This is a genomic window from Paenibacillus sp. R-74696, from assembly GCF_055814915.1.
This window is the reverse complement of record NZ_JBPULM010000030.1, coordinates 708,302-730,128: the sequence shown is the minus strand read 5'-3', so window position 1 is coordinate 730,128 and position 21,827 is coordinate 708,302. Positions and strand designations below refer to the sequence as shown.

Annotated in this window: 17 protein-coding genes; 7 read left to right on the top strand and 10 right to left on the bottom strand. The window is 51.0% G+C overall.

Annotation, left to right across the window (positions count from 1 at the left end):
• Positions 1-360: 360 nt before the first annotated feature.
• Positions 361-1,062: a metal-dependent hydrolase gene (locus ACSR9A_RS14825; RefSeq protein WP_473757895.1), complete on the top strand. Its 702-nt coding sequence runs from the start codon at positions 361-363 to the stop codon at positions 1,060-1,062.
• Between the two features lie 81 nt (positions 1,063-1,143).
• Here ACSR9A_RS14825 and ACSR9A_RS14820 read toward each other — a convergent pair whose 3' ends face one another.
• Genes ACSR9A_RS14820 through ACSR9A_RS14810 form a run of 3 tightly spaced genes read right to left on the bottom strand, consistent with a single transcriptional unit; the run spans position 1,144 to position 4,861 of the window.
• The gene (locus ACSR9A_RS14820; RefSeq protein WP_473757893.1) at positions 1,144-2,265 is read right to left on the bottom strand and encodes a Ger(x)C family spore germination protein; all 1,122 of its coding nucleotides are present in this window, start codon (positions 2,263-2,265) and stop codon (positions 1,144-1,146) included.
• The gene (locus ACSR9A_RS14815) at positions 2,262-3,365 is read right to left on the bottom strand and encodes a GerAB/ArcD/ProY family transporter (protein WP_473757891.1); all 1,104 of its coding nucleotides are present in this window, start codon (positions 3,363-3,365) and stop codon (positions 2,262-2,264) included. Before ACSR9A_RS14815 ends, ACSR9A_RS14820 begins: the two co-directional genes overlap by 4 nt.
• Positions 3,362-4,861, bottom strand: a complete 1,500-nt coding sequence (locus ACSR9A_RS14810) for a spore germination protein (RefSeq protein WP_473757889.1) — start codon at positions 4,859-4,861, stop codon at positions 3,362-3,364. The genes ACSR9A_RS14815 and ACSR9A_RS14810 overlap by 4 nt, the downstream gene beginning before the upstream one ends.
• 225 nt (positions 4,862-5,086) lie before the next feature.
• On the opposite strand from ACSR9A_RS14810, the gene ACSR9A_RS14805 reads away from it, so the two are divergent.
• From ACSR9A_RS14805 to ACSR9A_RS14780, 6 genes are all read left to right on the top strand, one after another.
• Complete coding sequence (locus ACSR9A_RS14805) at positions 5,087-6,712, top strand: helix-turn-helix domain-containing protein (RefSeq protein WP_473757888.1); 1,626 nt, start codon at positions 5,087-5,089, stop codon at positions 6,710-6,712.
• A gap of 127 nt (positions 6,713-6,839) precedes the next feature.
• Positions 6,840-7,844, top strand: a complete 1,005-nt coding sequence (locus ACSR9A_RS14800; protein ID WP_473757887.1) for a FecCD family ABC transporter permease — start codon at positions 6,840-6,842, stop codon at positions 7,842-7,844.
• 2 nt (positions 7,845-7,846) lie between these two features.
• The gene (locus tag ACSR9A_RS14795) at positions 7,847-8,863 is read left to right on the top strand and encodes a FecCD family ABC transporter permease (protein WP_473757885.1); all 1,017 of its coding nucleotides are present in this window, start codon (positions 7,847-7,849) and stop codon (positions 8,861-8,863) included.
• Positions 8,864-8,978: 115 nt separating this feature from the next.
• On the top strand, positions 8,979-9,965 hold the full coding sequence (locus ACSR9A_RS14790) for an iron-hydroxamate ABC transporter substrate-binding protein (protein WP_473757883.1): 987 nt from the start codon (positions 8,979-8,981) through the stop codon (positions 9,963-9,965).
• 220 nt (positions 9,966-10,185) lie between these two features.
• On the top strand, positions 10,186-12,477 hold the full coding sequence (locus tag ACSR9A_RS14785) for a glycoside hydrolase family 3 protein (protein WP_473758020.1): 2,292 nt from the start codon (positions 10,186-10,188) through the stop codon (positions 12,475-12,477).
• A 196-nt stretch (positions 12,478-12,673) separates the two neighbouring features.
• Positions 12,674-13,348, top strand: a complete 675-nt coding sequence (locus ACSR9A_RS14780) for an NAD(P)H-dependent oxidoreductase (RefSeq protein ID WP_473757882.1) — start codon at positions 12,674-12,676, stop codon at positions 13,346-13,348.
• A gap of 131 nt (positions 13,349-13,479) precedes the next feature.
• Here ACSR9A_RS14780 and ACSR9A_RS14775 read toward each other — a convergent pair whose 3' ends face one another.
• The 7 genes from ACSR9A_RS14775 to ACSR9A_RS14745 all read right to left on the bottom strand — a co-directional run bounded on the left by ACSR9A_RS14775 (position 13,480) and on the right by ACSR9A_RS14745 (position 21,694).
• The gene (locus tag ACSR9A_RS14775; RefSeq protein WP_473757880.1) at positions 13,480-14,418 is read right to left on the bottom strand and encodes a ribose-phosphate diphosphokinase; all 939 of its coding nucleotides are present in this window, start codon (positions 14,416-14,418) and stop codon (positions 13,480-13,482) included.
• 419 nt (positions 14,419-14,837) lie between these two features.
• Complete coding sequence (gene fabV / locus ACSR9A_RS14770; RefSeq protein WP_473757878.1) at positions 14,838-16,031, bottom strand: enoyl-ACP reductase FabV; 1,194 nt, start codon at positions 16,029-16,031, stop codon at positions 14,838-14,840.
• A gap of 182 nt (positions 16,032-16,213) precedes the next feature.
• Positions 16,214-16,474, bottom strand: a complete 261-nt coding sequence (locus ACSR9A_RS14765) for an HPr family phosphocarrier protein (protein WP_099519611.1) — start codon at positions 16,472-16,474, stop codon at positions 16,214-16,216.
• Between the two features lie 61 nt (positions 16,475-16,535).
• Positions 16,536-18,251 (bottom strand): phosphoenolpyruvate--protein phosphotransferase, encoded by a 1,716-nt coding sequence (gene ptsP / locus ACSR9A_RS14760; protein ID WP_473757877.1) that lies wholly within the window; start codon positions 18,249-18,251, stop codon positions 16,536-16,538.
• 70 nt (positions 18,252-18,321) lie between these two features.
• Entirely contained in the window at positions 18,322-19,473 is a 1,152-nt protein-coding gene (locus ACSR9A_RS14755; protein WP_473757875.1) for a mannitol-1-phosphate 5-dehydrogenase, read from the bottom strand.
• Entirely contained in the window at positions 19,470-19,907 is a 438-nt protein-coding gene (locus ACSR9A_RS14750) for a PTS mannitol transporter subunit IIA (protein WP_473757873.1), read from the bottom strand. Before ACSR9A_RS14750 ends, ACSR9A_RS14755 begins: the two co-directional genes overlap by 4 nt.
• Positions 19,904-21,694: a BglG family transcription antiterminator gene (locus ACSR9A_RS14745; RefSeq protein ID WP_473757871.1), complete on the bottom strand. Its 1,791-nt coding sequence runs from the start codon at positions 21,692-21,694 to the stop codon at positions 19,904-19,906. Before ACSR9A_RS14745 ends, ACSR9A_RS14750 begins: the two co-directional genes overlap by 4 nt.
• Between the last annotated feature and the right edge of the window lie 133 nt (positions 21,695-21,827).

Genomic DNA, 21,827 nt, shown 5'->3' with positions numbered 1-21,827 from the left:
TGGAGGCGTTATTTACATTATGAAAGCCGGAGCGACAATTGTTGAGGATGACTCGGTTATTCAGGATCGGATTCTTGAAGGTTTGAGATAGGTTAGTGGCAAAAGGGCGGCCAAGCGATCTTTATCGTTTGGCCGCCTTTTGTTTGAAATATAGGAAAGGATATGATTTTTTCATCATTCCTCTATATTTCTCGGACTGAAACGCGCCGCGCCGCCAAAGGACGGAGGGCAGCCGTTTCACCTTGCCCTTCGTATATTCAAGGCGATGCTCCTCGCGTTAGGTTGCAACTGTACAGGCCGGAGCGTAATATGGAAATAAGGACTTCAAGCTAATTTATCGTTAAAGGAGTGTAGGAAGCGATGCAAATTATTTACCATGGTCATTCTGCTGTACAGCTCATAACAGGGGACAAGTCACTGATTATTGATCCGTTTATCAGCGGTAATGGGCAGGCGGTTACGAAGCCCGAGGATATTAAAGTGAATGCTGTCCTTCTGACACACGCTCATCAAGATCATATTTTGGATGCGGCGCCAGTAGCTAAAGCCAATGATGCGCCTGTTGTAGCTAATTTTGAGCTTGCGGCATATATGTCCTGGAAAGGTGCGCAGACCATACCGATGAATATCGGAGGCACTGTCGATTTAGGCTTTGCGCAGGCGAAAATGGTGCCGGCTATCCATACGTCGGGCATTATTGACGAAGAAAAGCAGACGATTACATACGGAGGGCTTGCTTCGGGCTTTGTTATTCGCTCCGAAGGGCTGACGATCCTCCATGCCGGCGACACCGCTTTATTCAGCGATATGAAGCTGATCGGCGATCAAGAGGTTATCGATATTGCCTTTATCCCTATCGGCGACCAGTTTACAATGGGACCGGAGGAAGCGCTGCAGGCAGCGGAATGGTACCGGGCGAAGCTCGTAATACCGATTCACTATAATACGTTTGAGCCCATCAGGCAGGATGCCGAAAGCTTTGTGCAGGCTCTTGAAGCACGAGGCCTTAATGGCAAAGTGATGGCGCCGGGCGACAAGCTCGACATTATAAAGCAAGCGTAAGCGAACCATTTAATGAAGCCATGTTGCTGTACGTTTGAAAATAAGCCAAGCAGGCAGTCCATCAAGGACAGTCTGCTTGGCTTATTTTATCGGCCCCATTGCGGAGATTTTTACCTTGGTGGAAATATTGATTTCGGCCTGTGACAGCACTTCTCCCCATTCATCCTCTACTTTTTTGAACGCTTTATATTCATACGCTCTGGCGTATATGCCTAGCCCAATAGGGTCGATTTTGAGCTTTTGGATTTTGGCAATGAGCGCGTTGAACTGGGCGGTTAACTGCTCCTCAATCATTTTTTCAAGCTGCTTGCTGTCATGATAAACATCGAAGGGAAACAGATGCTCGGAGAGGCCGACGACTAGGCTTATTTTAAAATCATATTTGAAGCGGTTGTTTTGAAAACTCGTTTTTATTTTAGTTTTGACCTTGCCCGCAGTAAAGCTGACCATATTAGTTGCAAAAGGCGAGATTTCCGGCTCCTGTGGCAGTTGATAGGATAGGCTGAAGCCTGGCTCTGCATTTTTCTGCAAAATGCGCAGCAGCACCGTTTCCTGGGCGTCAAGGGTTCCCTTGTACAAGCCTGTCTGGGAAATAAGCGCTGTCCCCTGAAGCCGCACTTTCCCGCCAATGACTTTGACCTGTGAGATATATGGGGTAATTCCTGAGTCTGTAAATTGTCGGTGAAGCTCATGAGCTGTAGTGCTAACGGTTTCTGAGTGGGAGCTCGTTGAATCGACCATGCCGCGAAGCAAAATGGGAAGCATCGGCTGGTCTGGTGGATTCAAATACAGCATCTCGGGTACTGAACCATCAACGACTATGACCCGATCCGTTATTGTATTTCGGGCATCGCGGTAGATGACCTCAAGCATTTTGAACCAGCCCTCATAATTCAGCATTCGCTTGCCAATTAAAATGACCTGGTAATTTCTTCCCTGTGTTGACCCTGAGCTTTGAGCATCCTGCGCGGCTTTGGACTGCCGCAGCGTTTTTGCTGTGCCTGTTAATTCATAGCTCTTTTTCTTAATGTTGTTGCTGAACACGGGCGCAGTCAAATAAAAATGGAATTTTTCGTTTTTATCCAAATCCATCCCAAGCACAAGCGGGATATTCGCATTTTCCAAATTAAGCTGATCGCTGCAGCTCGAAAGGAAAAGAGACAAGATCATCATTAAACCGATTCGTGTGACGATAGGGCTCATGGACTGCTCCTTTCTTTTCTCCAAAGCTTGCTTAACCACAAATAACCAAGCAGGCATATTGGGAAAATGTATTCCATAAAAAGTCCTACCGAGTTTAAAGAATTGGCCATATAGGTGCTGACATTATAGGTGGGAAAATAAAAGTACGTCCCAATTGCCAACGATATAATCAGCACTCGAAGCGGAACGATAATGCTATCCTGCTTGAACAGCCAGGCAGTGCAAAAGGAGACGAGATAAATCGTTGGAACCCAAATGAGTGAAAAGATGAGCAGATAGAAGGCAATGAACGGAACTTCAATGCGTTCGATAAATTTAAACTCAATGGACTTTAATACGCTGATGACTGGATCGTTATACAGCTTGTTTTCTTCGGGACTGAAATAAAGATAGCAAGTAATCGTGACGAACAGGTAGAGGAGTGCCGTAATGGAATTGGCGATCACAATACCTTTTCCCGCATATTGCTTGTATTTCAGATGTGGATATAGCACGAATATTTCGACCATGCCCAGCATCGGATAAATGGTTGATTTCACCGCCGCCAGCACAGGCATCCAGCCGTTTTTGAGAATAGGCAGCAAATACAGCCAGTGTGCATGCTTTAATGTAAACAAGTAGATAAACGGTATCCAAAGCGACATCCATATGACAAGCTCGGCATATCTCGCCACGTTGCGGACGCCATGCCTGACAATGGAATAGGCGGGAATGAGCAGAAGCGGCATGAGTATGAACGACTGTGTAGTGGGCAGAAGCCAAGTCTTGGTAACGAGAATAGTGCGCGCAAGCCCATCGTACATCAGGTAGAAAAAGTAGAGTGCAAACAGCAGAGCGGCCAGCTTGCCTGCCCATTTCCCAATATACTCCGATAACAGGTCGAATAAGTTACCATTCGGATGAAACTTCATGATACGAACAATTGAGAGCCCGGCAACCAGGCTTAGCGCCCAACCGATGATGAGTGCAATCCAGCCGTCTGTGTCTGCCGCTTCCGCTAGCCGTCTGGGCAAGCCTAGTACCGCAACGCTGACCTGGCTGCCAGAAATGATGGCAATGAACTGGAATAGCGTGATTTGCTTCCCCACGTAGCTTTTCATTCGGTATCCTCCTGAATCCGGCTTTGTCGTTGACGTTTGGATTGTTTAGGCGCTGTGCTGAGCGGACGCTTGTCCATGAGCCAGAGAGGGACACGGATAAGCGTATCCTTCAAATCGGCTAGTCTCACAGGAGCGATAGGACTGCCATAGGAGGTACCCAGTGATTTAAGGGCTATAATATGCCCAATCATCGTCATAAAACCAATGACAAGGCCAACGAATCCAAACATGGAGGCCAATATCATTAAAATAAAACGGATAAGCCGCACCGCCGCGACCATGTCATAGTTAGGCAGAATAAAGGAAGAGATGGCGGTAAAGGCGACAACGATAACCATAACATTACTGATCAGTCCCGCCTGCACGACCGCCTGTCCAATGACGATACCGCCAACGATGCCAACGGTTTGGCCGACCGGCGCAGGCAGACGGATCCCAGCTTCCCTAAGCAGCTCTAGCGTAATTTCCATTAGAATGGCTTCAACGAACGGCGGGAAGGGAACCTGCCCCCTGGATTCCCCAAGCGTGAGCAGCAGCTTGAGTGGAATGATTTCAAAGTGATAGGATACGACTGATATATAGATGGCGGGCAAAAAGGCAGCCGTAATAAAAGCGAACATGCGCAGCAGGCGAAGAAACGTTGCAATCGTCCAGCGCGAGCTGTAATCGTCAATATTTTGAAAGAAGGACATAAAGGTGACGGGAGCAATCAAAACGTTCGGGGAACGGTCGACAACAACCGCACAGCGTCCTTGCAGCAGCTGGGAAGCGGTCGTGTCAGGCCGCTCCGTCGTTATGAGCTGCGGGAACAGTGAAAAAGGATTATCTTCGATAAACTCGCACAGCTCACCTGTATTAATGATGGCATCGACAGTGATTTGCTTAATTCGCTGCTCCAGCTCCGCCATATACTTGACGTTTGCAATATCCTCTATGTACAAAATCGAAACGGTCGTTTGTCCTCTTTCGCCGACCATAAGCCGTTTGATTTTGAGTCCGCGGTGGGGAAGATAACGGCGAATGAGGGCAATATTCAAATCGCCTGACTCCAGAAAGCCCTGATGCGCGCCCTTCAGCGATGATTCGAGCTGAGGATCTTCAATATTGCGCTGCGGCCATCCCTTAGTATCGAGGGAATAGGCTTGCTCACCGCCATCAATAAATAAGAGGCTGTTCCCCTGGAAAAACGCGAGCTCCGCTTGCTCCCAGCTGGACAAATGCCCCACATGGCCAACCGTGACGGCAATTTCCTGGCTATCCTCACCAAGCTCTTGCTGCAGGGGACGTAGAACATCGTCATTAATCGCCGCTTTGTCATTTAAGCCGTCGATGTAGATCAGAACAGCCTGTTTGCCTGATTGCTTAATGGTCAGGTGGCGGGTAACCATATCGGGTGTTTCTGTAAAAAGCTGCTGAATTTTTGCGAGATTTTCCTGTAAGTCGGTGCTGATGCGGTCGCTATGCGGTATGTTTTGCTCCGTTTTGTTATCAGGCATAGCGGCAGACATCCTCCCTGTTGATTTGCTTAGGCTCAGGTATTTTTTCCAGCAGAGGCAAATTGTATGCAGACGAGATAAAGCGCTAGTGGGGGATAAGAGTGCCAGCGGCTATTTTTTTCTATATAATGAATAGCAGCATGCCGCACAATCGGGCCAGGCCCAGCGCTGAACGTTCCAAGCTTTGCCTTGCCCTGCTGCGGCAATTAAGGGAGAGTCCAAGAAATGACGACATTTTTGACTGATCTATTATTGGAAATTAAACAAGCCAGGCAAGCCTCTTCCTCCCCAAGCTGGGCGGATGGCAGGCAACCGCTGCCAAGCCATACGCTGCTGTATGCAGCAAAAGGCAAGGGGGAGCTCATTATAAACGGAGAACGGGAGAAGCTTGCCCGCGATGGTTATTATATTTTTTCACCAAATACGGTAATGGAGCTAGCTCTCCATACAACTGCTCCAGTGGAGCTGTGCTGGGTGATTTTTGATATATTCCGCTTGAAGGAGCAGGGCGAGCATCAGCGGGCTTACGAGCGCGAGCTGGCGTTTCCGGTGGAAGGGCTTATTAAGCTCAAAGGAAGCCGCTTCAAGCGGCTGCTTTATTTGCTGACGGCTGAAGAGAGCGGTATGGAGGAGAGCAGCCGGTTTCTGGAGCAGCATTATTTGCATGAAATGCTCGGCAGCGTTATTGCACATGCGGCTCCAATGGCAGCTAATGATTTGGAAAAGCGGCTGGAGCTCACGCTCCGCTATATGCAGTCCCATTTTCGCGAGGACATTCGAGTGGACAAGCTTGCTGAAATTGCCCAGCTGCACCCGTCCTATTATTCACAGGTGTTCAAGAAGGTGATGAATAAGACGCCGGTCGCTTTTCTGACCGATCTGCGGATGAACAAGGCGAAGGAGCTGCTGCTGCTGACCGATAAGCCGATTCATGATATTGCTGGTGATGTCGGCTATGGAGACGAGTTTTATTTTAGCCGCCGTTTTAAGGCAACGAGCGGTTATGCGCCGACGGTGTACACGCGGAATCGGGATTTGAAAATAAGCTCGCTTTCCTATGCCTATACGGATCATCTGTTTACGCTGGGAGTAGAGCTCTGCGCTGCTCAAGTCCACCCCCATCTACCAATTGTGACAAGGGAGCTGGAGCTGCCAAAACATGCGGTTGACCGTTGGGGAATTGGGCGCCAAACCTTTCTTGAAGTGCAGCCGGATTTATTTGTTTGCAAGGATAATGTGCTGGCAAAGGCGCTGAAGCATATGAATGATGTAGCGCCAATCGTAGGCATTCCTTGGACAACGATGGATATCTACAGCCATATGCATGAGCTGGCTGAGCTGACGGGCAAGCAGGAGGCTGCGCGAAAATGGCGGGATCGCCATGAACGCAAGGCGGAGCAGCTGCGCAGAAGCTTGATGCGCTCTTTGTCCATAGGCACGACAGCAACGATTTGCGTCGCGCGGCAGGAGGAGCTGCGCATTTATGGCACCCGCAATATTGGACACGTGCTTTATCGCTCGCTGCAGCTGTCACCGCCTGCCAAAATTCGTGAAAAACTCCAGCAGCATGCGCCGGGAACAGGTTTCAACTGGGTTTCGATAACGCCCGAGGAGCTGTCCGGCTATGAAGCTGATTATTTGTTTCTCGTTTTCTCGAACGAGGCCGAGCATAGGCTGCTGGTAGCTTTGCTGAAAACGAATCCGGTGTGGAGAAGCTTTCCGGCTGTGAAAAATGATCGTGTATATTTCCTCGATAAAACAAAATGGATCGTCTACGCCCCTTATGGCATTGATTTGCAGATGGAGGAAGCCGGGCAATTGCTGCTGTCACCGAATAGATTATCGCTGTAAACCTGAGAATAATCCATATGGCGATCTTGAATTATGTCATGTACGGGAAAGCGGGAAGCGTTATAATGAATAAGATGATAATGATTATCAATATTGATATTCGGGGAGGCTTTACGGGTAAAGGCGTATGAAATGGAACAAAGGATATACGATAAGTTTATCGCTTATTGCAGGCTGCGCATGGCTTGTGTTCTCGCTGTTTATAGCAGTATCGAATGGCGCGAAGGAAATGGATTTGCATACGGTTTGGACGGCTGTTTTTGATTATAATGCCAGCTTGACGCCGCATCAAATTATACATGAGCTGAGACTGCCACGTGTGCTGGGCGCCGCACTTACGGGTATGGCATTTGCTGTAGCAGGCGCTATTATGCAGGGGGTAACCCGCAATCCGATGGCGGATACGGGCTTGCTCGGCGTAAATGCCGGAGCGGCTTTCGTTGTGGCGCTTTGCTTTGCGCTGCTTCCGGCGTTATCCTATTCGCATTTGATGCTGCTGTCCTTCGTTGGCGCTGCTTTAAGCACCTTGTTCATCATGCTGCTGGGCTCGGCAGCTCCTGGCGGGCTGACGTCGCTGCGGCTTACGATAGCAGGCGCTGTTGTTGCTGCTATTTTGCATTCGCTCAGCACAGGCATTGCGATTTATTTTGACCTCAGCCAGGATTTGGCTTTCTGGTATGCAGGCGGCGTTGCGGGAATGAAGTGGATGCATTTGAAGCTGCTGGCCCCCGTTATACTGGCTGGTCTGGCAGGTGCGATGCTGCTCGGACGCCCCATTACGTTTCTCTCCCTTGGCGAAGAAGCGGCAACGGGACTCGGCATTAAAACAGCCCGCATCCGCATACTCGGCCTGCTCATAGCTGTAGTGCTGGCTGGAGCTTCGGTGTCAGCCGCAGGCTCTATCGCTTTTGTCGGGCTTGTTATTCCGCATATGGCCCGCCGAATCGTCGGCGTCGATTACCGGTTTGTGCTGCCGTTTTCAGCGCTGCTTGGCGGAAGTCTGCTCGTCTGGGCTGATTTTGCATCGCGGATGGTCAATCCGCCGCGGGAATTTGCCATTGGCGCGATGGTTGCTATGGTCGGCGTTCCATTTTTCCTCTATTTAGCACGTAAAGAGAGGAGGGAGCTCTAGACATGGATCAATCGGCATATCGGGCTCGCAGGGCGATTACGGTCAGCGTCGTCATGTTTATTTTAGCCATTGTAGTCATTTTGATCGGCTTAAATACAGGGACCATTCGCTTATCGCCGCTTGCGGTATGGCAGACGCTGCTGGGCGGGGGAACGACGGAGGAGCAAATGATTTTGTTCGATTACCGGCTGCCGCGTATCGTTGTAACGATGCTTGGCGGCATCGGGCTTGGGGTTGCCGGAGCAGTGCTGCAAGGCGTATCACGCAATGCGCTGGCTGATCCGGGTATTTTGGGCCTGCATGCCGGAGCTGCCTTCGGACTAATCGTATTTGTATCCTTCTTTCGGACGATGGAAGGCTCGCTTGCGATGCTCATTCCGATGTTTACCTTTGCCGGGGGCAGTGTAATCGCCATCGTCATTATTTTGCTGGCGTATGACAGGCAGCGGGGCATTATGCCGATCCGGCTTATTCTAGTAGGGATTGCGATAGAAGCAGGTGTCAGTGCGATTACGCTATTCCTCTCCCTTAAGCTGGACCCGGATACGTATGCATTTGCGGCACGTTGGCTGGCGGGAAGTGTATGGGGCAGAGATTGGATCAACGTTTGGGCGCTGCTGCCGTGGATCGTCATTTTGGTGCCGATCATTTATTTAAAATCGAAGACGCTGGATTTGTTCAGCTTTGGCGATGAAATCGCTTCAGGCGTAGGCAGCAGCGTTACGCGAAATCGGCTGCTCATGATGATTCTTGCCGTAGCTTTGTCCTGCGCCAGCGTCTCCATGACCGGCGGTATTGGCTTTATCGGTCTCGTAGCTCCACATCTGGCCCGCAGGCTAGCCGGCCCTCAGCATCGCTATTTTTTGCCGGCGGCGGCTAGCATCGGACTTGTAATACTCGTAGCTGCGGATACGATTGGACGGTCTATTTTTCAGCCTAATGCGATTCCGGCCGGTGTCATCGTTGCCCTTATCGGCGGCCCATATTTTCTGTACATGCTATTCAGGAAAAAAGTTTGAGCTGGGCAGAGTAGTGTAGGTTATGTAGGTAATGCAAGTGGGGAAGTTTTAACAATTTAAATCAATTGATGCTGAACGAACGTTCAGACGATGAATACGGGGGACTTAACGAGTTATGAATAAATCACTATTTTCTTCTAAAGCGCTGCTGACGCTAATCAGCCTGATGGTTGTCGCCATGCTGGCGGCTTGTGGACAAGCTGCCTCACCACAAAGCACGAATGGAGGCAATGCAGCCCAAGGAGCCGAAGCTTCTGCAGAAGCGAGCGCTTCACCGAGCGCTGGGCAAGTGGAGCCGCATGGCTCTGATGTGAAAATCGCTTCCATGTCGATTCATATTACGAACAATTTGCTTGCTCTAGGGATTAAACCTGCGGGTTCGGTTGTCGGTGGCGACGTGAAGGATTTCCTTCCCCACGTAGCGGATCGTCTGGAAGGCACAGCGAAGCTTGGTGTTGTTACAGATCCGGATATGGAAGCTGTGCTGGCGCTGAAGCCGGATGTTATTTACATTGATGAAGTATATTCTGGCGCAGACCTTGCCAAATTCGAGAAGATTGCTCCGACGATTTCCATCGATATGGACAATGGCACATGGAGAGATCATTTAAAGCGGATTGCCGAGCATGTCGACAAGCAGTCAGAAGCAGAGCAGTTTATTAAGGCTTATGAAGCAAAAGCAGCTAGCGTAAAGACGCTGATTAGCAGCAAGCTTGGCGCCGATGCCAAGGTGATGGCGATTCGCACAACAGCGAAGGAGCTTCGCGTCATGGGCATGAAACGTCCGGTAGGACCGATTATGTTCGAGGATTTGGGGCTGACACCGGCAACGGGCGTTGAAAAAATTGCGGATGAGCCCTATGCGGTTATATCGCAGGAGGTGCTGCCCGATTTTGATGCGGATGCGATTTTCGTCATCATCAGCAAAGGCAATGAGGCGAAAGCGAATTTTGAGCAGCTGGAGCAAAATCCGGTATGGCTTAACTTAAAAGCGGTGAAAAACAATCACGTTTATGTGCTTGACGGGCAAAAATGGCTCGATTATTCGTCGCTAGGCCACAGCATGGCGCTTGACGATGCCCTGAGCTTGTTCAAGAAATAAACGAATCAAGTTGAGGAATGTCCTAATAAAACGGTGATAGAACGGAAGTCACCGACCGTTCTTCTAATGGCTGCAGAGCGCGAATGGGCTCTGCGGCCATTTTTTCAATAATAGTCTTAATATCACAACTAAAAAGTCGGAATACGATTAGCCTGAGCATGGCCCAATTCGCTATAATTATAAGGTAAGCAAGGCATCTACAGGCACGCGAAGGGATGGGATCGGTTTGGCAGACAAGTATGATCAGGCTACTGCTATTCAATATATTCACAATAAAAACGGGCCCAAGCTCGGCTATTCCACTTTGTCAGGCGTCCGTATTTTGGAGCAGGACGGCTTTTATTTTAAAGATTTGAACAAGGATGGCAAGCTGGATAAATATGAGGATTGGCGGCTTAGTCCGCAGGAGCGGGCTGAGGATCTCGCTTCGAAAATGAGCATCGAGCAAATTGCCGGGCTTATGCTCTACAGCAGCCATCAGGCGGTTCCGGCTAGCCTGGGCTGGCATCCGGGCACTTATGGAGGCAAGACATTTGCGAATAGCGGTGCGGACTCACATGCGCTGACGGACCAGCAGCTTGCTTTTCTGGAGCAGGATCATTTGCGCCATGTGCTGCTGACGATGGTGGAAAGCCCGGAAACGGCGGCGCAGTGGAACAATACGATGCAGGCATATGTTGAAGGCTTAGGGCTGGGCATCCCAGTAAATACGAGCTCTGATCCGCGGCATGCGACAGATTCGACGAAGGAATTTAATGCTGGAGCCGGCGGCAGCATTTCGATGTGGCCGGAGACGATGGGGCTTGCCGCTACGTTCGATCCGGAGGAGGCGAAAAAATTCGGCGAGGTTGCAGCCAGGGAGTATCGGGCGCTCGGAATTGGCACGGCGTTGTCGCCGCAGGTCGATATTGGCACCGATCCGCGCTGGTTCCGTTTTGGCATGACCTTTGGCGAAGATCCCCAGCTATCAACTGATATGGGTCGGGCTTATATTGACGGCTTCCAGACGTCGGAGGGAGAGCATGAAATTGCCGAAGGCTGGGGCTATGACAGCGTTAATGCGATGGTGAAGCATTGGCCGGGCGGGGGCTCGGGCGAAGGCGGCCGCGATGCGCATTTTGGCTATGGCAAGTATGCTGTTTATCCGGGAGAGCAGTTTGAGCAGCATTTGCGTCCTTTTACGGAAGGAGCGTTCAAGCTGGCTGGCAAGACCGGCAAAGCTTCTGCGGTTATGCCTTATTATACGATTTCGCAAGGACAAGACCCGATTAATGGCGAAGATGTCGGCAACTCCTACAACAGCTATCTCATAAATGATTTGCTGCGCGAGCAGTACGGCTACGACGGCGTCGTCTGCACGGACTGGGGTATTACCGCAGATGAAGGCGATGATATTACGAGGCTGATGAGCGGCGGCCGCTGCTGGGGTGTCGAGGAAGGCTACAGCGTAGCGGAGCGCCACTACAAGCTGCTTATGGCTGGCGTTGATCAATTTGGCGGCAACAATGAGACGAGTCCGGTTATTGAAGCCTATCAGATCGGCGTGCAGCAGCATGGCGAGGCGTTTATGCGCAGTCGTTTCGAGAAATCGGCAGTACGGCTGCTGAAAAATATTTTCCGGCTTGGCCTCTTTGAAAATCCTTATTTGGAAGTGGCGCAGACGACTGCGACGGTAGGCTCCCCTACTTTCATGGCGGCTGGCTTCGAAGCGCAGCTGAAATCGATTGTGCTGTTGAAAAATGAAGGGCAAACGCTGCCACTGTCTGCTGCAAGCGGGCGCCTGACCGCCTATATTCCCCGGAAGTTCCGGCCGGAGGGTGCGAGCTGGCTCGGTCTGCCAACGCCGTCCTTCGAAGGTTCCCCGATTAGCGTGGATACGGCCCAGAAGTATTTTGACGTGACGGACAATCCAGAGCAGGCGGATTTTGCATTAGTGTGCATTGAAAGCCCGCTTAGCACGATGGGCTACAGCAAGGCAGACGCTGAAGCGGGCGGAAATGGCTATGTGCCGGTCAGCCTTCAATACCGTCCGTATACGGCTGTGCATGCACGTGAGACGAGCCTTGCTGGCGATGCGCGCGATGTGCTGAATCGTACCTACAAAGGGAAGACGGTTTCTGTTGCCAACGAATCCGATCTGGATATGGTGCTGGACACGAAAGCGAAAATGAAGGGCAAGCCCGTTATCGTTTCGATTACGCTCAGCAACCCGGCGGTAGTCGCTGAATTTGAAGCTGAAGCGGACGCCATTATTGCCCATTTTGGCTTGCAGGAGCAGGCGCTTCTGGAGACGATCATCGGGGCTTCCGAGCCGTCTGGCCTGCTGCCTTTCCAGATGCCGCGGGACATGCAGACAGTGGAAGAGCAGCTTGAAGACACGCCGCATGATATGGATGTGTATGTCGATACAGTAGGCCATGCCTATGACTTTGGCTACGGTCTGAACTGGAGCGGTGTTATTCAAGATGCAAGAACGGCGAAATATGCAGGCGGCAAGCGCAGTACGAAATAACATTACAATTAAAAGCGTATGTATAGCTTTACAACAACGCCCGCCGCTGTCAGGGAACTGATGCTGGCGGGCGTTGTTTGCCTTTTCACAAGTGTGGGCAGGCTAGCCGGAGGCGTAAAGTCCGTAACGACGTTCACTTGTTCCATGCCTTAGATTCTATTATGATGAATTTAAAGGTTTGGAAAGGAAGCGAAGCATGAACGATTACGAAGCGAAAAAAAAGCAAATATTGGACGCCTTTTGGTTCAGGCATGCGACGAAGGAATTTGACCTCGAGCGAAAAATATCCGATGGGGATTTTCAGTTTATTTTGGAAACGGGCAGGCTGTCCCCTAGCTCCATTGGGCTGGAGCCATGGAAATTTGTCATTATTCAAAACAAGGCGCTGCGTGCGAAGCTGGCTGACGTATCCTGGGGAGCGAGAAAACAGCTGGAAACGGCGAGTCATTTTATCGTTATTTTAGCACGCCGCAATGTGCGCTACGATTCGGAATATATGAAACATATGTACACGCAGGTTAAAGGAATGCGCGAGGAAGTATATCAGAAGGTTCCTGTGATTTATAAGTCGTTTCAGGAGTCCGATCTGCATTTGCTGGATAATGAGCGCACGCTGCTGGATTGGTCGTCGAAGCAGACGTATATCCCGCTTGCCAACATGATGACCGCTGCTGCGCAAATGGGCATTGATTCCTGCCCGATTGAAGGCTTTAATCTGGATCAGGCGCATGCGATTTTGAACGAAGAAGGGCTGCTGGAGGGCGGGAATTTGGAGGTTTCCGTAATGGCTGCTTTCGGCTACCGGCTCGCTGAGCCAAAGCGCCCCAAGTCAAGGCTGCCGTTAGAGGAAATTGTACAGTGGGTCAACTAAACTTCGGTTTTGGATATGTTCGCTGATCTTATTATCTGCCAAAAATAAAAACGCAGGGGAGGTCTGCTTGCTTGCAGCACTACCCTGCGTTTTTGCGTTGCCGCGATTGCGGCCTGTATCACCAAAAAATATTAGCCGCCGATTTTGAAGAGCTTATCGAGCGAGCCGCCTTCGGAAATGATCTTAATGGCGGTTGCGATGAGCGGTGACATTGGCAGTACGAAAAATTTGTCCGAATGATCGCTTAGCGCAATCGTATCCGTTACAACCACCTGACGGATGTTCGGGTGCGTCAGCTTCTGGATGGCGTTGGCCGAGAACAAGCCGTGCGTTGCACAAACGTAGGCATCATGGGCGCCTTTTTTGTGGAGCGCTTCAACGACGTTTACGATGGTGCTGCCTGTATCGATCAAATCCTCAATAATAATCGGCGTCATGCCTTCCACTTCACCGATAATGTGGGTAATTTCCGACTGGTTGTGGGCCGGACGGTTTTTGATCATGATGGCAAACGGGCAATCCAAGTAGTTCGCCAGCTTCTCTGCTGTTGAAGCTCGTCCAGCATCCGGCGAAACGACGACGGGATTGACGATATTTTGGCTTTTCAAATGTCTGATAATGAGATCCAGAGCCGTCAGATGATCGACCGGGATTTCGAAAAAGCCTTGAATAGGATCTGCATGCAAATCCACGGTAATGATGCGATGAGCGCCGACCGTAGTCAGCACATCAGCCACCAGCTTGGCAGAAATCGGCTCACGAGGAGCGGATTTGCGTTCCTGGCGCGCATATCCATAATAAGGAATGACGAGATTAATGGTCTTGGCGGAAGCACGCTTCGCCGCATCGATCATAATCATCAATTCCACTAAATGTTCATTAACCGGATGGGACAGTGCTTGTACAATAAAGACATGGCATGTCCGAATTGGTTCTTCATACGATACGTGGATTTCGCCGCTTTGCTGGCGGGATATGGCGACATTGCCCAGCGGAATACCGAGTGAACCACAAATTTCCTCGGCAAGCGCGCGATTGGATGATCCCGAAAATATTTTAACCTTCTGCATTGTGCTCCTCCTTCAAGTTTTGCGCAGCAAAACTGCTTCGAAAGCGTAAACTTAAGTTTTGCGCAGCAAAACTGCATCGAAAACATAAACTTAAGTTTTGCTACGAAAAACTACTACATTCCATTATACATCGAAGGAGGTCAGATTCAAGTCATAGTTCGCTCGATTTAGGAAGTGAGCGTCAGCGTAATGTCATCATAATAAAGGGTGGTCAAGCCTTCAAAGCCTGAATCCGTGCCAACGAGCCAAAATAGCTCGCCCTTGTCGTTTGTCATTGCCGTAACGCTGTAATTAAAATAGACAAGCTGATAGCCAGCTTTGCCACCTTGCGGACTGCTTAAATTAAACGCAAAACAGCCTCCAAGCCTGCGATTAACGCAAGTGTGGAGGCTTGGAGGCTGTTTTATTAAAAATAGCGATTAACGTAGGTTAGGGATGGCAACATCCGGGTTGGCATCGGCTTCATAATCAATGCCGTCGGTTTCAAAGCCGAACAGCTGGAAAAACTCTTTGCGGTAGCCAGCAAGGTCGGAAAGCTCGTACACATTTTCTGTAGTCAGCTCTGACCATAGCTTCGCAACCTCAGCTTGGATTTCAGGTCTCATTTCCCAATCGTCAACGCGGATTAGGCCTCTGTCGTCAACGAGTGTTTCGCCGGAAGCATTGTACAGGCGATCAGAGAACAGGCGGTACATTTGCTCGATACAGCCTTCATGCGTGCCGTTTTCCTTCATAACCTTATACAGCGCGGAAATGTATAGTGGTACAACTGGAATCGCCGAGCTGGATTGGGTAACGAGCGCTTTGTTAACGGAAACGAAGGCCCGTCCGCCTTTCGTGCTGAGCTGCGTGCTCAGGCGCTTCGCCGTTGCTTCGAGATCATTTTTAGCATAACCAATTGTACCTTCACGGTAAACCGCATGCGTAATTTCAGGGCCGATATAGGAGTAGGCAACAGTAGTTGCGCCGTCTGCCAATAAGCCGGCTTCCTCAAGCTGATCGATCCACATTTGCCAGTCTTCGCCGCCCATAACGGCAATCGTCTGGCGGATTTCATCCTCAGTAGCCGGCTCGATTGTCGCTTCTGTTACGTCGCCGCTGTGGAAGTTAACCGTTTTGTTCGTGTAGGTTCCGCCAATCGGCTTAATGACCGAAGAAAAGGTTTCGCCGGTTTTTGGATGAGTACGGCGCGGTGATGCTACGCTGTACACGACGAGATCAATGGTGCCCAGCTCACTGCGGATCAGATCAAGCGTTTGGGTTTTGATTTCATCAGAGAAAGCGTCTCCAACGATGCTGAACGATTTGCGGCCTGCTTCTGCTGCCGCTTTCTCGAAAGCAGCGGAGTTGTACCAGCCTGCGGAAGCCGTGCGTGCGCCTTCAGCGGCTTTGTCGAAATAAACGCCAATCGTATTGGCGCCAGCTGCAAAGGAGGAGACGATGCGCGATGCTAGGCCGTAGCCTGTCGAAGCGCCGATTACGAGCACATTGCGTGGGCCTGCAATGGCCGGCTTGGATTTTACATACTCGACTTGACGAAGGACCTGCTCGGCGCAGCCTTCTGGATGTGCTGTCGTACAAATAAAACCGCGTGTTTTTGGTTGAATGATCATATTTAATTATTCCTTCCTATTTGCAAAATGGGCTTCCTATCCATATTACTGAACAATTCTCTACCATTTTACCGATTTTTTCGGGCAAATGGAAGGGCGCGAAAAAACGCAAGACCGAGTGGAGTCGGCCTTGCGTTAGATGCTGCTGGAATGGATCAAGCGCGATGGGCAATCAAGCCCGCTTATTCGTGAATTTGCGTCAGCAAATCGCCAAGGGCCTTCATCGCTTCGGCTTCCTGCTCGCCGTCGATTTCCAGCGTCACTTCCTCGTTCACGGCAATGCCGAGCGTCAGCATGCTGAGCGAGCTTTTGCCATTTACTTTTTTGCCCTTGTTCAGGACGGAAATTTTGCAGGGAAAGGCGCTTGCGGCCTGAACGAAAGTTTTAGCCGGGCGAACGTGAAAACCTGTTGGGTTAAGAATCGTAAACGTTTGACTGATCATGAGGAGATCACTCCATTTCGGATATATTTGTATTTGAAGTATTTAAATATTAGTCTAATTCTTATTTGCGTTTTTGCTCAACGAAATCGGTCACTTGCTCATAGCTGCTCAGCGTAAGCGCCTGCTCAGCGTAAGCAGCCCACTCGGCCTGATCCAGCTCGCCAACGAGCTGTCTAGCCTGCAAAATCGCGCCAGCGCTCATGCTGAATTCATCCAGCCCAAGCCCGAGCAGCAGCGGAATCGCCGTCGTATCGCCAGCCATTTCCCCGCACATGCCAACCCATTTGCCTTCCTGCTTCGCGGCTTTTATCACCATGCTGATGAGGCGCAAAATCGAAGGATGCCAAGGCTGGTACAAATACGATACCGTTTCGTTCATCCGGTCCGCCGCCATCGTATATTGAATCAAATCATTCGTCCCGATGCTGAAAAAATCCACCTCTGGCGCGAACAGGTCAGCAGACACAGCAGCGGACGGAATTTCAACCATCATGCCGACTTCAATATGGTCAGCGACAGCAATTCCCTCGGCAGCAAGCTTTGCCTGTTCTTCGGCCAGCAGTTTTTTCGCCTCAAGCAGCTCTTCGATGACTGCAATCATCGGGAACATGATTTTGAGATTGCCATGGCTGCTGGCACGAAGCAGGGCGCGCAGCTGTGTGCGGAAAATATCCTGGCGGTCGAGGCAAAGCCGCAGCGCGCGCTGGCCAAGGAATGGATTGCTTTCCTTCGGCAAATCCATGTAAGGCAGCTCTTTGTCGCCGCCAATGTCGAGCGTGCGGATGACGACGGGCTTGCCGTTCATTTTTTCGAGTACATATTTGTAGCTGGTGTATTGCTCCTCTTCGGTTGGCAGCGAGCTGCGTCCCATATAAAGAAACTCGGTGCGGAACAAGCCGATGCCCTCGGCGCCATTATCGAGCGCGCGCTGCACATCCTCGAGCTTGCCGATGTTGGCAGCGAGCTCGACCTGCTTGCCGTCTCGGGAAAAGGAGGGCTGATCCCTCAGCTTGGTCAGCTCAGCCTTATGCTGGTCATATTGCTGCTTTTGCTGCTGGAAGGCAGCGAGCTCGTCAGCGGACGGGTTGATGATGATGGAGCCAGCCGCGGCATCCATTAGGATGAAGGCATCCGCAGGAAGGGAGCGAAGGGCGGAGCCGACGCCCACGATTGCCGGAATTTCCAGCGTCCGCGCCATTATGGCGGAATGGGAAGTGCGGCTGCCGATTTCGGTAATGAAGCCGCGTACGACGTCCAAATTGAGCTGCGCCGTATCCGAAGGCGTCAAATCCTCGGCAATAATAATACATTCCTCCGTCATATTCGCGAGATCGAGATGGGGCACTCCGCGCAAATGACTCATAATGCGGCCCGCCACATCTTTAATATCGACGGCGCGGCCTTGAAGCAGCTCATCCTCCATCGCTTGCAGCAGTTCAATGAAGGACGTTGAAACCTCATGAAGGGCATATTCAGCGTTAATGCCTTCTTCGCTCATTTTTTCTTCTGCGGCATCAATGAAATCAGGGTCTTCTAAAATCATCAAATGGCCTTCGAAAATTTCAGCTTTATCCGCGCCAAGCTTTTGCTCCGTGGATACCCTGATTGCTTCAATTTCTTCCTGCGCCTGGGCTACTGCGCTGCGAAAGCGTTGAATCTCCCCGGTTCTATTTACAGCTTCAAGCTTTTTCGGCGTATAGTGGTCTTGATGAATAAAGTAAGCGGGTGCTGCCGCAAGTCCTGGCGACGCTCCGGTACCCTTCCATTGTGTTGTCATGCAACCTCATTCCTTTCCTTAACCCTGCGACTCATTGATTTAAACCGAGAGCCATTCGTTTCAAAGATGATCAAAGCTTGCTGTAGGCTTCTACAATTTGCCCGTGCAGCGGATGATCCGCTGGCAGTGACGTATAACGCGCAATAACCTCGCTCAGTGTTGAGCTTGCAAGAGCTGCCTGAATTTCCGCAGCTTCGGGGTCTTCTGTATAGGCAAAGCGCAGCGCTGCGGCCATTGCTTTAGTCAAATGGACAGTAGGCAGGCCAAGCTCGAAGGCGAGCAGGGCGGGCCGCACAAGACGGTCATCCGGCGACAGCTTGCGAATCGGCGAACGTCCAACACGCACCACTTCATCCGTCAAATAAGGATTAATAAAACGCTCTAAAATTTGCTCAATATACGCTTGATGCTCGTTTTCCGAGAAGCTGTAAGTACGAACAAGCATCGCGCCCGTTTCTTTAAGCGCGCCCTCGACTTCACTGCGGACAGCCGCGTCCTGCATTGCTTCCTGAATAGTGGCATACCCTTGCAAATAGCCATAATAAGCGGCAACACAATGTCCGGTATTTACGGTGAATAGCTTGCGCTCAATATAGGGCTGGAGCTGATCGACATAATGGATGCCGGGAATTTCCGGCGTTCCTTGCGGCAGTGCAGAGCGGTCAACCGTCCACTCATAAAAAGGCTCTACGGTCACTTGCAGTGGATCGTCATGCAGCTGTTGCGGAACGATGCGGTCAACAGCCGCGTCTGGAAAAGCAATCGCTTGCTCCGCCTGCGCTCTAACGTCAGCGGCCAGATGGGAATAAACAAGCGCCTTAAGCTGCGAACTGCCGCCAATCGCGTTTTCACAGGCGATAACAGGCAATGGAGAAGCGGAAGCTGCCGGGTTCTTAGCCAGACGAAGCGTGATGCCTTCAGCAATGGCTCCGGCAATATGCTTCAGGACTGACACGCCGACGGCTGTCGTGACGAGATCTGCCTCGGCAATCGCTGCGGCAACGAGCGCCGTATCATTGCCATTAATCGCGTCCACTCCCGAGACCGTGAACGACTCTGCTTGCTCGCTGGCAAGCTTAACGTTGTATTGCTGTTTTTCCTGCAGCAGCGCGACGAGGGAGGCATTTACATCGACGAAAGTTACGCGGCAGCCTGCTTGTGAGAGCAGGAGGCCGATGAAGCCTCTGCCGATGTTGCCGGCGCCAAAATGGACGGCCCTCATTCTTCCATACCTTGCTCGAAAATCGCGATAAGCTCAGCCTCTGAGCTAGCATTCAAAATCCGCTCCATATCGTCTTCCTCGGATACAAGCATCGCAACGCTTGTTAAGATGTTCAGATGGTCATCGCCGACCGCTGCCAGGCCAATAACGAGCTTGGCTGGCTCGTCGCCGCCAAAGTCTACCCCGCCAGGTACAATTAGGATGGACATGCCCGTGGAGTGGATGAGGCTTTTGGAGTCATTGGTGCCGTGTGGCATCGCCAGTCCGCCGCCAATATAGGTCGAGAGCAGTTCTTCGCGCTCAAGCATTTTGTCCACATAGGACGCCGGAACATGGCCTGCTTCAACGAGCAGCTGTCCCGCAAGGCGGATCGCCTCATATTTGTCATTAACTTGAACGTTCAATTTCACTTTGTCTGTGGATAAAATAGTCATGGCTCATTTCTCCAATCCAGTTTGAATTTGATTTCTTTCTCTAGGTGAAAGGATATAAAAGCTTGAATTTCCGCTGAGCTGCCGTGCTTGAGCAGCTCTGTCAGCTCCGACATCAGCAGCATCGCGCTCACTTCGCTCAAAATCTCCAAAGCGGTGCGGCGAAGCTCGGCAGGGCCAAGCATCAATAAAATTTGCTTCACGGGGACAGCGCCGCTGTCTCCAAATGGCAGCGGCTCATTAAACCGAAACAGGCTAAGCACAGGAAAGGCAATGGCATCCGAGCGAGTATGGAACAATGCCAGCTCCGTGTCTGGAATGACCTGGCTGCCATGCTGTTCCCGTGTTAGCAGCAGTTGAACGACCTTCTGCTCGTCGGTCACTGCATGCAAATGCTGAATGCGCTCAATGAGCTCCTCGGTGACGACCGCTAAATCGCCGCGCGGCAGGCCGGGCCGCTCCGGCATCGTATAAACCTGAAAGGTTTCCAGCAGCATAACCGCATCGGAAGCATACATTTTTAACTGCATCAACCGCTCCAGCGGCGAGTGGCTGCTCGTTTCCGGCGTTTTTGGCGACGGAGCATGCTTGAGCGTAATATTTTGAATAAAGGATCGCAGTCGTTCGACTTCCGCTTCCAGCAGCAGAGGGCTTAGCTTAATATAACGCTCGGCAGCTATCGGCAAATCAACGGTTGAAATAATGAGATCGTATTGCTGCTCCGGCATGCGAGCCGCTTCGTACCAAGAACGGTTGCCAATCAGCTCGATTTGCGGCAGCTCCTTGCTAATTCGAACGGCAAGCAGCTTTGAAGAACCGATACCGCTGGTGCATACGAGCACCGCTCTAACTTTTCGCGGAAACTGCCTCAGCCGTTCCATAGAGGCGCCAAAATGCATGACCATGTAGCCAATTTCCTCATCAGGCACTTCGATCGTGCTTATAATAGCATTAACGCCTTTGCGAATAAGGGTAAACAGCAATTCATAATCTTTCTTAATTTGTGTCAGCAGCGGATTGCGAATCGTGCTGCCTTCCTCAATTCTGCGAAAAGCAGGGAGCATATGCTGCTGCAGCCCTTCTCTAAGGGAGCGGTCCTCGGTAAAAGGCTCACCCAGCTGCTCCTCCATAAAAGCGATCAGCTTCGTTACGCTTGCGCTGAGCGTCCAATCTCCCTGGGCGAGCAGCAGTCCGTCTTCTTCAGACGAATCGGTCGCTTTGAGCAGCTTAGCGATATAGCGGACTTCCTCAGCAGGCAGCTCCAATGCAAGCATGCGCAGCAGCTCCTCTGCTTTGCTTCCCCCTCTTGCTGAGTAGGAAGGCAGAGGTCCGTTCACATGCGGCGGAATCAAATGCCCTTCCTGAATTCGCGTCAGCGTGACAGCAAGCCGAATGAGCAGATGTAAATGCTCCTTTTCTGACAATTGCAGCTGCCAGCCATCCTCTAGCTTCCAAAACGCCTGCTCCAAGGAGAAAAAATGCTTCCTGCCAACCATCGCCAGCAGCTCCTTGGATAAAGGATGCTGGGCTGCGGCTTCCTGAGCTTGGCCGAACAGGTCGGATTCGTCTAGATGCGTTTGCGCGAGCCAAGCAATGAACAGCCTTTTTGCTGGCTCTGGTCCGCTTATTTCTACGCCATAGCCGCGCCTTCGCACAAGTGTCAGCCCATGATTGCGAATCATTTGCTCCAGCTCATCAAGATCATGGCTAATCGTTGGCATCGTAACGCGCAGCTGGTGGGAGAGCGAAAATTGTTTAATCGGCTCGGTATGCTTAAGCAGCCTGCACAATATAAGCGCCTTGCGTTCCTCTGCTGAATATTCAAACAGATCTGCATGCTCGAGCGCCTGCTTAAAACGCTCTAGTCGCTCGCTGTCCGCTTCGAGTTTGATCCCGATTCCGGAACGCTTATGCAGCTTGATA

What these genes read in the sequence shown, in the direction of transcription:
- ACSR9A_RS14825 (WP_473757895.1), top strand. Translation starts at nt 361, where the DNA reads ATGCAAATTATTTACCATGGTCATTCTGCTGTACAGCTCATAACAGGG.
- ACSR9A_RS14820 (WP_473757893.1), bottom strand. Translation starts at nt 2,265, where the DNA reads ATGAGCCCTATCGTCACACGAATCGGTTTAATGATGATCTTGTCTCTT.
- ACSR9A_RS14815 (WP_473757891.1), bottom strand. Translation starts at nt 3,365, where the DNA reads ATGAAAAGCTACGTGGGGAAGCAAATCACGCTATTCCAGTTCATTGCC.
- ACSR9A_RS14810 (WP_473757889.1), bottom strand. Translation starts at nt 4,861, where the DNA reads ATGCCTGATAACAAAACGGAGCAAAACATACCGCATAGCGACCGCATC.
- ACSR9A_RS14805 (WP_473757888.1), top strand. Translation starts at nt 5,087, where the DNA reads ATGACGACATTTTTGACTGATCTATTATTGGAAATTAAACAAGCCAGG.
- ACSR9A_RS14800 (WP_473757887.1), top strand. Translation starts at nt 6,840, where the DNA reads ATGAAATGGAACAAAGGATATACGATAAGTTTATCGCTTATTGCAGGC.
- ACSR9A_RS14795 (WP_473757885.1), top strand. Translation starts at nt 7,847, where the DNA reads ATGGATCAATCGGCATATCGGGCTCGCAGGGCGATTACGGTCAGCGTC.
- ACSR9A_RS14790 (WP_473757883.1), top strand. Translation starts at nt 8,979, where the DNA reads ATGAATAAATCACTATTTTCTTCTAAAGCGCTGCTGACGCTAATCAGC.
- ACSR9A_RS14780 (WP_473757882.1), top strand. Translation starts at nt 12,674, where the DNA reads ATGAACGATTACGAAGCGAAAAAAAAGCAAATATTGGACGCCTTTTGG.
- ACSR9A_RS14775 (WP_473757880.1), bottom strand. Translation starts at nt 14,418, where the DNA reads ATGCAGAAGGTTAAAATATTTTCGGGATCATCCAATCGCGCGCTTGCC.
- fabV (WP_473757878.1), bottom strand. Translation starts at nt 16,031, where the DNA reads ATGATCATTCAACCAAAAACACGCGGTTTTATTTGTACGACAGCACAT.
- ACSR9A_RS14765 (WP_099519611.1), bottom strand. Translation starts at nt 16,474, where the DNA reads ATGATCAGTCAAACGTTTACGATTCTTAACCCAACAGGTTTTCACGTT.
- ptsP (WP_473757877.1), bottom strand. Translation starts at nt 18,251, where the DNA reads ATGACAACACAATGGAAGGGTACCGGAGCGTCGCCAGGACTTGCGGCA.
- ACSR9A_RS14755 (WP_473757875.1), bottom strand. Translation starts at nt 19,473, where the DNA reads ATGAGGGCCGTCCATTTTGGCGCCGGCAACATCGGCAGAGGCTTCATC.
- ACSR9A_RS14750 (WP_473757873.1), bottom strand. Translation starts at nt 19,907, where the DNA reads ATGACTATTTTATCCACAGACAAAGTGAAATTGAACGTTCAAGTTAAT.